The organism is Candidatus Bipolaricaulis anaerobius, from assembly GCF_900465355.1.
Taxonomy (GTDB): domain Bacteria; phylum Bipolaricaulota; class Bipolaricaulia; order Bipolaricaulales; family Bipolaricaulaceae; genus Bipolaricaulis; species Bipolaricaulis anaerobius.
The window spans coordinates 818,515-830,977 of record NZ_LS483254.1 but is presented as its reverse complement, the minus strand read 5'-3'; the positions used below and the strand labels follow the sequence as shown (position 1 = coordinate 830,977).

The 12,463-nt window shown below is 70.4% G+C and carries 11 protein-coding genes; 4 read left to right on the top strand and 7 right to left on the bottom strand.

What is annotated here, in order from left to right; genetic code table 11:
• The first annotated feature begins 65 nt into the window (after nt 1-65).
• Both BARAN1_RS04100 and BARAN1_RS04095 read left to right on the top strand, forming a co-directional pair.
• Nucleotides 66-536: a CinA family protein gene (locus tag BARAN1_RS04100; RefSeq protein ID WP_420196448.1), complete on the top strand. Its 471-nt coding sequence runs from the start codon at nt 66-68 to the stop codon at nt 534-536.
• Complete coding sequence (locus BARAN1_RS04095; RefSeq protein WP_122031142.1) at nt 533-1,639, top strand: lysylphosphatidylglycerol synthase transmembrane domain-containing protein; 1,107 nt, start codon at nt 533-535, stop codon at nt 1,637-1,639. The genes BARAN1_RS04100 and BARAN1_RS04095 overlap by 4 nt, the downstream gene beginning before the upstream one ends.
• Before the next feature lie 411 nt (nt 1,640-2,050).
• On the opposite strand, the gene BARAN1_RS04090 is transcribed toward BARAN1_RS04095, so the two are convergent.
• The 6 genes from BARAN1_RS04090 to prmC form a co-directional block, all read right to left on the bottom strand.
• Complete coding sequence (locus BARAN1_RS04090; RefSeq protein ID WP_122031140.1) at nt 2,051-3,301, bottom strand: ABC transporter permease; 1,251 nt, start codon at nt 3,299-3,301, stop codon at nt 2,051-2,053.
• Nucleotides 3,291-3,980, bottom strand: a complete 690-nt coding sequence (locus tag BARAN1_RS04085; protein WP_320410381.1) for an ABC transporter ATP-binding protein — start codon at nt 3,978-3,980, stop codon at nt 3,291-3,293. The genes BARAN1_RS04090 and BARAN1_RS04085 overlap by 11 nt, the downstream gene beginning before the upstream one ends.
• Before the next feature lie 8 nt (nt 3,981-3,988).
• Nucleotides 3,989-4,582, bottom strand: coding sequence for a hypothetical protein (locus tag BARAN1_RS04080; protein WP_122031138.1), 594 nt, complete (start codon nt 4,580-4,582; stop codon nt 3,989-3,991).
• A gap of 158 nt (nt 4,583-4,740) precedes the next feature.
• Nucleotides 4,741-5,556 carry a hypothetical protein gene (locus BARAN1_RS04075; RefSeq protein ID WP_122031135.1) on the bottom strand — a complete coding sequence of 272 codons (816 nt, stop codon included), beginning with the start codon at nt 5,554-5,556 and terminating at the stop codon, nt 4,741-4,743.
• Nucleotides 5,553-6,242 (bottom strand): ATP-binding cassette domain-containing protein, encoded by a 690-nt coding sequence (locus tag BARAN1_RS04070; RefSeq protein ID WP_122031133.1) that lies wholly within the window; start codon nt 6,240-6,242, stop codon nt 5,553-5,555. Before BARAN1_RS04070 ends, BARAN1_RS04075 begins: the two co-directional genes overlap by 4 nt.
• The gene (gene prmC, locus BARAN1_RS04065) at nt 6,233-7,084 is read right to left on the bottom strand and encodes a peptide chain release factor N(5)-glutamine methyltransferase (protein WP_157959458.1); all 852 of its coding nucleotides are present in this window, start codon (nt 7,082-7,084) and stop codon (nt 6,233-6,235) included. Before prmC ends, BARAN1_RS04070 begins: the two co-directional genes overlap by 10 nt.
• Nucleotides 7,085-7,146: 62 nt before the next feature.
• On the opposite strand from prmC, the gene BARAN1_RS04060 reads away from it, so the two are divergent.
• Nucleotides 7,147-7,647: a TolB family protein gene (locus BARAN1_RS04060; protein ID WP_122031129.1), complete on the top strand. Its 501-nt coding sequence runs from the start codon at nt 7,147-7,149 to the stop codon at nt 7,645-7,647.
• A gap of 1 nt (nt 7,648) precedes the next feature.
• A complete protein-coding gene (gene ispD / locus BARAN1_RS04055) occupies nt 7,649-8,323 on the top strand; it encodes a 2-C-methyl-D-erythritol 4-phosphate cytidylyltransferase (RefSeq protein ID WP_157959457.1) in 675 nt (224 codons plus the stop codon).
• A 145-nt stretch (nt 8,324-8,468) separates the two neighbouring features.
• Here ispD and BARAN1_RS04050 read toward each other — a convergent pair whose 3' ends face one another.
• Nucleotides 8,469-12,305 (bottom strand): hypothetical protein, encoded by a 3,837-nt coding sequence (locus BARAN1_RS04050; RefSeq protein ID WP_157959456.1) that lies wholly within the window; start codon nt 12,303-12,305, stop codon nt 8,469-8,471.
• Between the last annotated feature and the right edge of the window lie 158 nt (nt 12,306-12,463).

Sequence of the window (12,463 nt, the reverse complement as noted above, 5' to 3'; positions counted from 1 at the left end):
ACGGACCCGGATCGGAGAGGAAACTTAGAAGGAATGGTAGCTGACCGGATGGGATGGGAGTGGGGATGCTTGAGATCGAAGTAGGCCACGTGCTCCGGGCACAGGGCCGAACGCTCGCCGTGGCCGAGTCGTGCACAGGCGGGCTCCTCGGTCAGCGGATCACCGCAGTCCCCGGGGCATCGGTGTACTTCCGCGGCGGGATCATCGCCTACCACAACGAGGCCAAGACGAGGCTCCTTGGGGTGCCCCGGGAGATCATCGCCGACCACGGGGGGGTATCGGCGGAGTGCACCCAGGCCATGGCCCGCGGCGCGCGGGAGCGGCTCAGCGCCGACTACGCGCTCGCCATCAGCGGGATCGCCGGGCCCGGCGGCGGGACGCCGGACAAGCCGGTGGGCCTCGTATACGTCGCCCTCGCCGCCCCAACCGGGATCTGGGTCGAGGAGCACCGCTTCCGCGGATCGCGCGACGGGAACCGCTGGTCGGCGTGCGAGGCCGCGCTTGAGCTTCTCCTCCGACAGGCGAGGGGCGCATGATCGATCCCCGACCGCCGCGCTCGCGTTGGGCCACCCTGCGCTGGATCGCTCTCCTCGTCTTCGTGGTCGGCGGCATCGCCCTGTTCGGGCTCCTTATCTACTTCAGCGGTCCGGCGCAGGTGTTCGCGGAGATCGTGCGCATGGGGATCATGGGGTTCCTGGCCGTGGTGCTATGCGTGGTCGCGTCAATGCTGGCCTGGTCCCTGAGCTGGTACTCCCTCCTCCGGGGGGCGGGGATCGCCACCTCGTTCCGCCACATCGTGCCCCCGCTGCTCGCTGGGTTCACGGTCACGTACCTCACTCCGTCGGCCTACCTCGGTGGCGAACCGGTGCGCGCCTACTGGGTCGCCCGCGATCAGGGCGTCCCCATGGCCCGGGTGATGGCCACCGTGGTGGTGGAACGAATCCTGGCCGGATTCGCCATGATCGCGTTCGCCTCAATCGGCGCCGTGTTCGCGGTGGCCGCCCCGCAAATCCCGGCCGCTGAAAGGGGAGCGATCGCGGTCGCCCTCGGGACCCTGGCCCTGCTCCTCGTCGTTGCCCTCATCCCCCTAACCCGGAACGCGCGTTGGCTATCGGGCGTGGTTGCGTGGACGGCACGATTCCTCCCCGGACGGCAGCGGGTCCTCCGCGCGGCGGCGCACGTCGCGGACATGGAGGACGAGATCCATCGCGCGTTCACCCAATACCGGGGGTTCACCTTCCTCGCGCTCGGGTTCCAGCTCCTCACGGTCTTCCTCAACTACATCCGGCCGCAGATCTTCTTCTTCTCCACCCAGCGTGCCCTGTTCACGTTCCCCCAGCTCTCGCTCTACTTCACGTTGAGCGTTTTCGTGAACGCCTTCCTGTGGTTTGCGCCCGGCGGGTTCGGGCTCACCGATGGGGGGCGGGTGGCGATTTTCACGCTCCTCGGGATCCCCGCGAGCGGCGGGGTGGCGTTTAACGTCGTGTTCAGGTTCGTGGACCTCGTCCTCGTGGGGATCGGAGTGCAACTCCTCGTGCGGCGGGGCCTCCTCAGCCTGAGGCGGGGGCGGATCAAGGTCGCGGTCGATCAAGATCCCCCCGCAGGTCAGGGGACGAGCTCAAATTCGTTGGGAGAATAGCCTGAGCGGGATACGTATCGGGAGTCAGTTCCCTCCCCGACCCGCGCACCGAGGAATTACGCCCTCGGACGAGCAGCACAGCATCCCCGGCGCTGGGAAGGCGGTAGGTGGCGGCGACGATTCGGCTTCCCCCGGCGAGGATGGCCCGCTCGCCTCCCGGCTCGACCCGGGCCATGGGGCCCCCCTCCGGGCGGGATGGGGGCCGTGGCCTCGGCCCCGGGGGAAGGGGAGATCCACGCGTCCGGGATACCCTTCACCGCAGCCGGTTCTGGCCCCTCAGGGGCTGGACGCCACACCGCCACAACCCCATCCGCCGCGCCGCGAAGGGCGAGCGCGACCACCAGGCACCGCGGCGGCCACCGCTCCGGTCGGATGGCCTTCCTCCTTGCGTAGGACGCGAACGCGGCCCGCCTACTCGTAGCGGAGCGCGTCCACCACCGGCAGCTTCGCCGCCCGCCACGCGGGCCACAGGCCGGCGACCGCGCCGAGGGCGAATGCCCCGGCCAGCGTGGCCACGATCAGCGATGGGCTCACGACCACGGCCACCCGAACATCGAAGATCCGCCCGATCACGGCCGAGGCCAGGGAACTGACCCCGACCCCTAGGAGCGTGCCCACGATCCCGCCCACGAGCCCCATCAGCCCCGACTCGATCAGGAAGATGGACAGGATATGGCTATTCTTTGCCCCGACCGCCTTCATGATCCCGATCTCCTTCGTGCGCTCGAGGACGGAGGTGTACATCGTGTTCATCACCCCCACCCCCCCCACGAGGAGGGAGATCCCGGCGATCCCGGCCAGGAACGCACTCACGGTGGAGGTCACCGTCCCGATCGCGCTGCTGATGTCGCTGGAGGTCACCGCGGCCACCTCCGACCCCCGTGCCCGCAGCTCCAACTGCACCCGCGCGGCGACCTCGTCCACATCGCGTCCCGGTTCGGTGCGCACGAGGGTGGTGAGCACGTCGTTGGCTGGTCCCCACAAGAGATCCATCGTGTCATAGGGGACGTAGATCGTATCGCCACTTGGCGAGACGCCACTGGCAAACCCTTGTTGTGACGGTTCGGCGGACGGTGCTACGATCCCGATCACCGTGAGTGTGAGCTCCGGCTTGTCCCCATCCCCCGCGATCACGATGGTCTGCCCCACCTCCACGTGCAGTCGGGTTGCGACATCCCTCCCCAGCACCGCGACGAGGGTCTCGTCCTCGCCGAACAGGCGCCCGCCGGGTTCGAGCTCGAGCGGGCCGATGAACGATGGGAACGACGTGATCAGCTCGGGGGAGAGGCCCAAGACGGGGAGGAACCCTTGGGTCACGCGTCCATCCGGGCCGGCCTGTCCCTCCACGAACGCCGTACGCTGCCGCACCGCCGCGGCCGTGGCCACACCGTCCACCGTGCGCAACCACTCGAGGTCGAGCGTGTACTGAGCGAGGCCGTTACTGCGCCCGGCATCGGACATCCGCTGGGGGGCAAGCAGGAACGTGTCCACGCCGAACACCTTCGCCACCTCGTCGCTGACGGTCCGCTCGAGGCCCAGCCCAATCGAGATCAGGGCGACCACAGCCGTAATCCCGATGAAGACGCCGATCACGGTCAGCCAACTGCGAACCCGACGGTGGAGGATGCTCGATCCCGCCAACGCCATGAAGTCACGAACCATGGGACATCTCCTCGATCACGCGTCCGTCGCGCATGCGTACGATGCGGTCCGCGATGCGGGCCGCGTCGGGATCGTGGGTCACGAGGACGACGGTCTTCCCATCCGCAGTGCTCAGGCTCTTGAGGAGAGCGAGGATTGTTGCCCCCGTCTCCGAGTCGAGGTTCCCGGTGGGCTCATCGGCGAGGATGATCTCCGGGTCGTTCGCCAGGGCGCGGGCGATGGCGACGCGCTGCCGCTCACCGCCGGAGAGCTCGTTCGGCCTATGGTGGACACGATCGGCCAACCCGACCTTGATCAGGAGCTCCCGCGCCCGGGCGGCCCGCTTCCGCTTCGGGACCCCGAGGAAGATCATCGGCAGCTCCACGTTCCTCTGCGCCGATAGCGTCGGGATGAGGTTGAACGTCTGGAACACGAACCCGACCTTGCGGCCGCGCAGGGTGGCGAGCTGGTGCTCGGAGAGCTCGTGCAGGGGTTGCCCGTCCAGCAGGGCCACCCCGCCCGTCGGCGTGTCGAGCGCCCCCAGGATGTGCATCAGGGTGGACTTGCCCGACCCGGACGGGCCCATCACGGCCACGATCTCCCCCCTCTCGATGGTGAGATCCACCCCCCGCAGCGCGTGCACTGAAGTCTTGCCGAGCGGGTACACCTTGGTGATCCCCCGGAGGTCGAGCAGAGGCATCGTTGATCTCATCCCGCGACGAACGTGTACCCGACCAGTTCCAGCGAGAAGACCGTCTGCCAGCGTCCGTCCCGCCGCCGCTCGACGAAGACCCGCGGCGTCGTGTACACCGGGTGGGAGAGGCTGAACGCCACGGTGGTCTTGGCATCTGGAGCGCGGGGATCGACGATCGTGCCCTCGATGCACTGCACGCCAGCGATGGTCACGAAGGCGACGTCGGTAAACGATCCCCCGCCGGGGAGGGCGTACTCCTGGCCCTCCTGGAGACGGGTGCGCTGGTCCATCAGGGTCTGGAGCGCGGCGAGGCTCACGTCTTGCCCTCCCCCATACAGCAGCCCCGCGGCCCCGAACACGAACCCGAACGCCGACAGCTGGTCCGCCGTCCCGCTGGCCTCGAGCACCATCCGCACCGTGTAGGTCCCGTCCGGGTGGGCGATCACCTGGAGCTCGAGGGCCTGGGGTTCGCTCAAGTCCTCGGCCACGATGCGGAAGGCCATTGTCGTCGTCCCTTGCGGAAACGACTCCAACTTGGCTTGCCCGAGTGCACCCATGCCCACCGCGAGCACGCTTGCCAGGGCGATCACACCGACCTTGATCCTCATGCCTCCTCCTTTTAGGTCACCGATGGAGCGATCTTCCGCGGAGAGCGGTGGCCGATCCACCCAACACGCCGCCCGCTTGTAGCCGCCCGCTGTGGAGCCGATGAGGAGACGGTGTGGAGGGAGTTCGGACGCCATCCCGAAAGCGTGGGCGAGGCTCGCTACGCGTGCGAGGTAGGGGAGAGGGTTGCGATGAGGGCCCCTACGAGGCCGAGTCCGACCCCGATCGCCAGCCCGCTCCCGACGAGGCCTCCCCACACGTAGGGGAAACTCGGGACGATATCGCGAAGGTAGGGCACGGACCCTCCCCCTGCCCAGAGGGCCCAGCAGATCCCGATGTAGAGCCCTCCTCCCGTCAGACCAGCGGCTGCCCCAAGCGCGAGGAACGGGGTGCGCCGGAGGGCCGGGCTCACCCCACAGCTCTTTAGGAGCGCGAGTTCCCTCCCCCACGCGGTCGCTGTGCCCGTCACCGCACGCTGGGCAAGCCACAGGGCGAGGGCAAGCGTGGCCACGAGTGCCACCATGGCCACGATGCGCGATGCGGGCGGGACGCGGGTGCGGGCGAACGGCCGCTCGTGGTACTGGACGCCCGCGACCTCGGTCAGGACCCGCAACCGGGATTCCACCGCGGCCCGGGCGTCGGGGGACAGGAGCCGCACGACGAGGGTCCGCTGACTGATCGGGACGGGGTCATCCTCCCCGGGGAAGCGAAACGTCACCCCGTCCACCCCAGGCCACGTCCAGACCTCGCTCGCCAGGTGGGCGATGGCCGTTTCTGACGGGGCCGTGGACAGCTGGGCAAGGAGGTACGCCTCGGCGCCCGCCCCGGCCGCCCCGGGCCCGGTGGGGATGAGGAACAGAGCGGTTCCACTCAGGAGGACGGCCGCCACGGCGAGGGCCCACCCGATGAGCGCCGCAGGTCGGGTGACGCTCCGCCGCAGGACGTCTCCGATCAGGAACCAAAGCCCGCGGCTCATCCCGTCACCCCCGGCCGGAGGTACACCGTGTACTGGAGGAGAGGGGCTCGGTCGCGGGGCGGAAACCCGTGCCGCGCGGGGATATCCGGGTCGCGGGTCGTGGCCAGCACAGCCACGCCCGCCTCGTTGAGCGCGCGCAGCATCGCCACGAACTCATCCTGGCCTTCCGTTGTGAGCCCGCGGAACGGATCGTCGCACAGGAGCACCGCTGGCTCTGGGCACAGGGCAAGGGCGAGGACGAGCTTCCTCTGGCCGAGCTCGTCCAGCGCCGCCGCCGGCGTCGCCTCCTCCCCCCGGAGATGGGCCAGTTCCACGGCCCGCGCGATGTGTTCTCTCGCCTCGGCCTCCCCGATCGCGAGCGCGCGCAGCTTGAACTCGAGGTTCCCCTGGACGGAACGCCGGTCGAGGACGACCGAGCCCTCCGGCATGTACCCGATCCGCCGCCGCAGCTCCCGCGCCCGCGGGGGGGAGAGGCGGGCCATGTTCCGGCCGAGGACGAGGATCTGTCCCCCGGTGGGGACCTTCTCCCGCAGGATGAGCTCGAGGAGGAGGGTCTTCCCGGACGAGGGAGGGCCGACCACGAACACGAACCCGTCTCCGGGGACGCCGAGGGAGAAACCATCCAGGACGAGCACCCCGTCGTCGGTCGCATACCGCAGCTCCGAGACCTGAATTGCTATACGCATCGCGCGATGAGGAACCGTTCCTTGCCGCTCTGGTCGCGTTCCACCCGTGCCTCCCTGAGGCCGGGCACGCGGCGGGCGATCGCGAGGGCAGCGGGCCCTTGACGGGCCCCGATCTCGACGAGGATCGTTCCCCCAGGAAGGAGGTGGTGCGGGGCCCGACTGAGGATGACCCGCAGCGCGTCCAGGCCGTCCACCCCCCCGTCGAGGGCGCGACGGGGCTCGTAGAGGCGCACCTCCGGTTCGAGGGACGGGAATTCACACCGAGCCACATAGGGGGGATTGGCCACGATGAGGTGGAACGCCTCCCGGACACAGGAGAACCAGTCCGATCGCCGGATCTCCACCCGCGCCTCCAGGCGATGGGCCCTCACGTTCCGTCGTGCACAGGCCAGAGCGCGCGGACTCACGTCCACGGCGAGCACCTGTCCATCGTCCCGCGCCCGCGCGAGGGCCACGGCGAGGGCCCCTGTCCCCGTCCCCAGGTCGAGGGCGCGGGGGTGGGGAAGGAGGGAGCGGAGGACCACAATCGCCCGCTCGGCGAGCTCCTCCGTCTCCGGACGGGGGATGAACACCCCGGGCCGGACGGCGACGTCGAAGTCGAGGAACCCGGTCTCCCCCTCGAGGAGTGGGAACGGAACCCGCCTCGCCCGAGCGGCGACGAGCATCCGATACCTTCGGCCAACCGAAGGAGGGACCGCCGTCCCCGCTAGGTCTAGGGGGGAACCCGCGGCAAGCGCGAAGAGCCGCCGTGCCTCGCGGGGCGCGGCGAGGACCCCCGCCGCGGCGAGCTCCTGGGAGCCGCGCACCACTGTCTCCCTCGTCTGAACCGTACTTGGAGCCACCCTACCTCTCCCCCGTACAATGGGACAAAGTAAACGCATTGTAGCGAAAAAAGGGGGACGATGTGGTACGCATTACGTTCAAGGGGTTGATCCTCGCAGTGCTGGGTCTGATCGTGACTGGCTGCTCGTTCTTCGGCGGCGAGGAGCAGCCGGTGGACTTCTGGCAGCCCGCTCTCTCGCCGGACGGGACGACCCTCGCCTACATCGCCAAGGGCGAGAAGAGCTACAACCTGTTCGCCCTCGACCTGGCAACGGGACAAGAACGGCTCGTCCTCGCGCTGGAGCGCGACATCGTCTATCCGAGCTGGTCCCCAGATGGGGAACGGATCGCGTTCATGTACGTCCAGGATGAGAACAACTGGGACATCTTCACGGTAGAAGTGGCGACAGGGACCGTGTTCCGGGTGACGTCGGACGCGGCCACCGATGCCAACCCGGTCTGGACCGCGGTCGGGCCGATCCTGTTCAACTCCGACCGGGGAGGGCAGTGGGGCGCGTACACGATCAACCCCGACGGGACAGGCCTCAGGAAGCTGTCGTTCGACCGGCCGGCAGAGGGGTAACGTGAGCGCCTCGGCGGTGATCCTCGCCGCCGGTGCGGGGACGCGGTTCGGCGGTGCGGGGAACAAGGTGTGGGCCCTCCTCGCGGGGCAGCCCCTCCTCTGGCACGGGCTCGCGGCCTTCGCGGCCTGCGGGGCAGTGGACGAGATCGTCGTCGTGATCCGCAGTGGGGATGAAGAGCGCCTGGCCTCCCTCCCTCAAGTGGGCCTCCCCCTTCACGGGGTCGTGGGGGGAGAACGCCGGGCCGACTCGGCGTGGGCAGGCCTGTCCCGCGCGGGGGGGGAGTACGTCCTCGTTCACGATGGGGCCCGCCCCCTTGTGACGCCCAGCCTCATCCAGCGGGTCCTCGCGGCCACGCGGTACCATGGGGCGGCCGTGCCCGTCCTCCCCGTGGCCGACACCGTGCGCCGGGCACGCGACCAGTTCCTCAAGAGCGAGACCCTGGACCGGCGGGACTGGGTCCTCATCCAGACCCCGCAGGGGTTCCGCCGGGACCTCCTCCTCACGGCCTACGCGGAGGCGCACCACCACGGCCGCGAGCTCCCCGACGACGCGGCCGCCGTCCTCTCCCTCGGCCACCCCGTGGCGACCGTCCCCGGCGACCCGGCGAACCTGAAGGTGACCCGCCCCGAAGACCTGACCCTCGCCAAGCGGATCCTCGCCGGCTCTACCCCCTAAGGCCGCCGGGCGATCCGCTCCCGCTGGGCGTTGCGAACCGCGCGTGGGGCTCCGCGAACCTTGGGGGCAGCGCATCGCAGCCGATCCCCTCAGTGCCAACGAAAGGGGGCGGGCCGCGCCCGCCCCCTTGGTCGCGCTTCCGTCCTTACCCGATGATGTCCTGGTACCAGACGACGAGCTTCACCTTGGCGCTCATGGTCACGGTGATCAGGTAGTACTCACGCCTTGCGTCCCAGGTACCGTTCTTCCGCGTGGGCGTGGTGGCATCCCCCACCCACTCGTCGTAGTAGATGGGACCGCGGCCATACGCTCCGCCCTGGATTCGCCCTGGGAACCTGAGGGTCACCGGCGACCCCGCCGAGAACATGCTACTGAATGGGGTCACGCGGTCCTCCGTCTCGCCAGTGATCCGCACCGGCACCCGCAGCTCCTCGTACCCGGGCGTCACACTGACCTGCCGCCGCGCGTACACCTCGAGCGTGTACCCGAGCGGGCGGACGATCGGGCCAGGAATGACGATTTGGACACATGGTTCGAGGTCCACCTTCTGTTCGGCGGTTTGCGTTCGCCCGGCCGAGTCATTGGCCTGGACCCGCACCGTGACCGAGCCGCCCCCGGAGAGGTTCGCCCGAATCCCGACCGACCCAGATGCGGGGAAGGTCCCGACGAGGGCTTGGGTTGTGCCGTTCGGATAGACGAGGCTGATCGGTCCCACGAAGAGCGGGGATGTCCCCCCGCTCGCCTGCCAGTATACGGTCACGAGGTGGCTGTACTCCTTGTCGCATACCTTCTCCACCGCCACCCGGATCTGCACCGTGAGGTCGGGCACGCGGGCGGCTGCCGCCGTCCGCAGCGAGACGGAGTACCTAAACAGCTCACAGTTCCGAGCGTCGAAGAGTCCAAACAGGACCTCGTAGTTCGCCCCCGCCGTGGGTAGGTTTCCGGTGAGGATCCCAAGCCCCTGGTTGAGGTCAAGGTTCAGCTCGGCCCCGGTGGGGAGGTTCGACGAGATCCGGGTGATGCGGGTGATCCCCGCCGACCGGAACCGGGAGAGATCACCCGCCGGAATGGCCTTCGTTGTGAGGAGGTGCTGTCCGGTAGGAACCTCGCCGAAGTCCCACTTCAGCCCGGTGAACTGCGGGCACTGGGTGGTGGTCGCCGCCGTGTAGATGACCACTGTGAGCCGCAGGACCACGCACTGGTTCCGGTCGAGCAAGTTGTACACGACACTCCACTTGTCGCCCTCGCGGGGCACGGTGCCGGAGAGCTTGCCCTGCCGCGAGGAGAGGATGAGGTCGAACGCGAGGCTGGCGGGCAACGTGGAGCTCACGCGGGTCGCGGACACGACCCCCAGCGAGGAAACCGCGCTCGCGAGATCCGCCGGGAACAACTTCGTGGAGTTCACGCTGCTCCCCGCCGTCAGCTGTCCGAAGTCCCACGTCAGCTCCCGCGTGGCGGGACAGCCGGTGGGGGTCGGTGGCACGTACTGCTCGCACGTCGGCTGGAGGCATTGCGGGTCAATGAACGTCTGGATGGATGCCTCGATGGTGGGGACAATCTCAACCGACGTGGCCGCCGTGGCCGCCGCCTGCGCGCAGGCCTGGGCCATCGCCTGGGCCTGGGCAAGGGCTTCCGCACACGCCGCAGCGAACGCGGCCGCGCGGACCCTCACCTCAGCCGTGGCTGTGGCGCTCGCCTCCGCGTGGGCGAGGGCCAACGCACAGGCCTGAGCCTGGGCGTACGCCTCCGCCTCCGCGAGCGCGAGGGCCTGAACGCACGCGAACGCCGATGCCTGGGCCCCGGCGAACGCGGTAGCAGAGGCGTAGGCCGCCGCTGCCGCCTTGGCGAGCGCCGTCGCGGCTGCCTCTGCGTAGACGGCAACACACGCCTCGGCGTCCGCTTGGGCGAGGGCGGCGGCGTGGGCATGGGCCATCGCTTCCGCCTGCGCGCTTGCGTAGGCCTCGACACAGGCCACCGCTTGGGCGTAGGCCGCTACGGCCGCCTCCGCCGCCGCGTGCGCTGCGGCATGAGCCTGAGCGATCGCCTGGGCCATCGCCTGCACCCCGGCCGCAACCTCCGCTTCCGCCTGAGCCTGCGCTTCAACGCACGCCAGGGCCGCTGCCTGCGCATCCGCGGCCGCCTGGGCTACCGCTTGCACCCCGGCTGCCGCGGCGGCCTGGGCCCGCGCATACGCGCCCGCCGCCGCTTCCGCTGCCGCCTGGGCCTGGACTGCGGCCTGGGCACACGCGGCAGCGCGAGCGAGCACCTCAGCCGCGGCGAACCCCTCCGCCTGAGCGTAGGCCTCGGCATAGGCCGTGCTCCCCGCTGTCCCCGCCGCCGACGCCGATGCGGCGGCGGATGCGGATGCAGACGCGACTGCGGTTGCACAGGCTGTGGCCTCTGCGCGGGCGGTCGCGGCTGCTGTCGCCGCTGCCGCAGCCTGGGCCTTCGCCTCGGCCACCGCCGCCGCCACGGCTGCGCTCATCGCGCTTGCCTCCGACTGGGCTCGGGCATAGGCGCTCGCAGCCGCCGAAGCGCGCGCCTCGGCCGTGCCCCTGGCGGACGCGACCGCGCTCGCCATTGCCTGCGCGGCCGCATCTGCCTGGGCGCACGCCTGGGCGCAAGCGGTAGCTTGAGCCTCGGCCTGCGCTTTCGCTGAGGCGATCGCGCGGGCCATCGCGCTCGCCGACGCCTGCGCCGTGGCGCATGCAGTGGCGATCGCCGTCCCTTCCGCCTCAGCAGCGGCCTTCGCCGAGGCGATCGCCTGCGCAGCCGCCGCGGCCACCGCTTCCGCCTCAGCGTACGCGGCGGCGCACGCCGCGGCCTGAGCCTGCGCCGATGAATGGGCAACCGCGATCGCGCTCGCTGCTGCCCTCGCCTCCGCTTCCGCCTTCGCCCGGGCCTGGGCGACGGCCCGTGCCGCCGCCTCCGCCTGGGCGTAGGCGAACGCGCACGCCTGGGCCTGAGCCTCCGCCTGCGCTTGGGCCTGGGCGGCCGCCTCCGCTTGCGCGACCGCCCACGCCTCAGCGCGCGCCGTGGCCTGGGCTGCGGCCTGGGCCGTGGCGCTGGCCGTCGCCACCGCGGTCACGAGCGCGTCCACCGTGCCACCGATCTCGGCGACCACGGTCACGCAGGGGACCGCGTCCTCGATGCGCTGCTTCACGACCTGGGCCGTATCCCGCGCCTGAGAGGAGGCCTGGGCTGAGGTCGCCGCCTGGGCCGCGGCGTAGGCGCGCGCGCTTGCCACCGCCTGGGCAGATGCCTTGGCCTGGGCCGCTGCCTCGGCACATGCCCGGGCCTCAGCCTGGGCGGCTGCGAGGGCAGCCGCGGCCGCGCGAGCCTGGGCGTAGGCCGCTGCTTCCGCCTCGGCCAACGCCGCAGCCGTCGCCGTGGCGTAGGCCTCCACCTCCACCGCCGCGGCGGCACAGGCCGCGGCACTCGCCTCGGCCTCCGCCCTCGCCACCGCGCACGCCCGGACGATCGCCGCCACCGCGGCCGCCGCTTCCGCATCCGCGTCCGCGCATGCGACCGCCGACGCGCTAGCTTCGGCTTGTGCCTGTGCACACGCCGTTGCGAACGCGTGAGCCGCCGCCTCCGCCTGCGCGGCCGCCGCGGCGCACGCCTGGGCGCTCGCCTCGGCCTCCGCTACCGCCTCCGCACATGCACGGACCGTCGCCCGCGCCTCTGCCTCGGCGCGGGCCACTGCCTGGGCCACCGCCTGGGCCGCTGCCTGGGCATCCGCACTGGCCGCGGACGCCGCCGTGAGGAACGGGGCCACATTGAGTCCCTCCAAGAGCCGTTGGGCCGAAGCGGCCACGGCCTGGGCCTGGGCTGCCGCTTGGGCGGCCGCGGCGGCCTGAGCCTCGGCGAGAGCCGCGACATCCTGGAGGAACGGCTGGTGCGTGGTCTGCCCGAGGACGGGGAGAAGCGCCCCCGTGATGAGCAAGGCCAGCGCGACGAACCTACCGAACGCGCTGTTCATGAGAACCGCCTCCTTCCCTCGCGGGAAGAGAATGGACCACTATAGCACTCAGCTATAGCGCATGCTAGGATATACACGCCTCAGGGGAAAAGGTTCCCGAACGGCTGCCTGTGGCTCCTCGCCGCGGCCCTCGCTACCATACGGCCAGGAGGTGGTAC

Excerpts from the sequence above, each read along its gene's own strand:
- BARAN1_RS04100 (WP_420196448.1), top strand. The coding sequence starts at position 66 with ATGCTTGAGATCGAAGTAGGCCACGTGCTCCGGGCACAGGGCCGAACG.
- BARAN1_RS04095 (WP_122031142.1), top strand. The coding sequence starts at position 533 with ATGATCGATCCCCGACCGCCGCGCTCGCGTTGGGCCACCCTGCGCTGG.
- BARAN1_RS04090 (WP_122031140.1), bottom strand. The coding sequence starts at position 3,301 with ATGGTTCGTGACTTCATGGCGTTGGCGGGATCGAGCATCCTCCACCGT.
- BARAN1_RS04085 (WP_320410381.1), bottom strand. The coding sequence starts at position 3,980 with ATGCCTCTGCTCGACCTCCGGGGGATCACCAAGGTGTACCCGCTCGGC.
- BARAN1_RS04080 (WP_122031138.1), bottom strand. The coding sequence starts at position 4,582 with ATGAGGATCAAGGTCGGTGTGATCGCCCTGGCAAGCGTGCTCGCGGTG.
- BARAN1_RS04075 (WP_122031135.1), bottom strand. The coding sequence starts at position 5,556 with ATGAGCCGCGGGCTTTGGTTCCTGATCGGAGACGTCCTGCGGCGGAGC.
- BARAN1_RS04070 (WP_122031133.1), bottom strand. The coding sequence starts at position 6,242 with ATGCGTATAGCAATTCAGGTCTCGGAGCTGCGGTATGCGACCGACGAC.
- BARAN1_RS04050 (WP_157959456.1), bottom strand. The coding sequence starts at position 12,305 with ATGAACAGCGCGTTCGGTAGGTTCGTCGCGCTGGCCTTGCTCATCACG.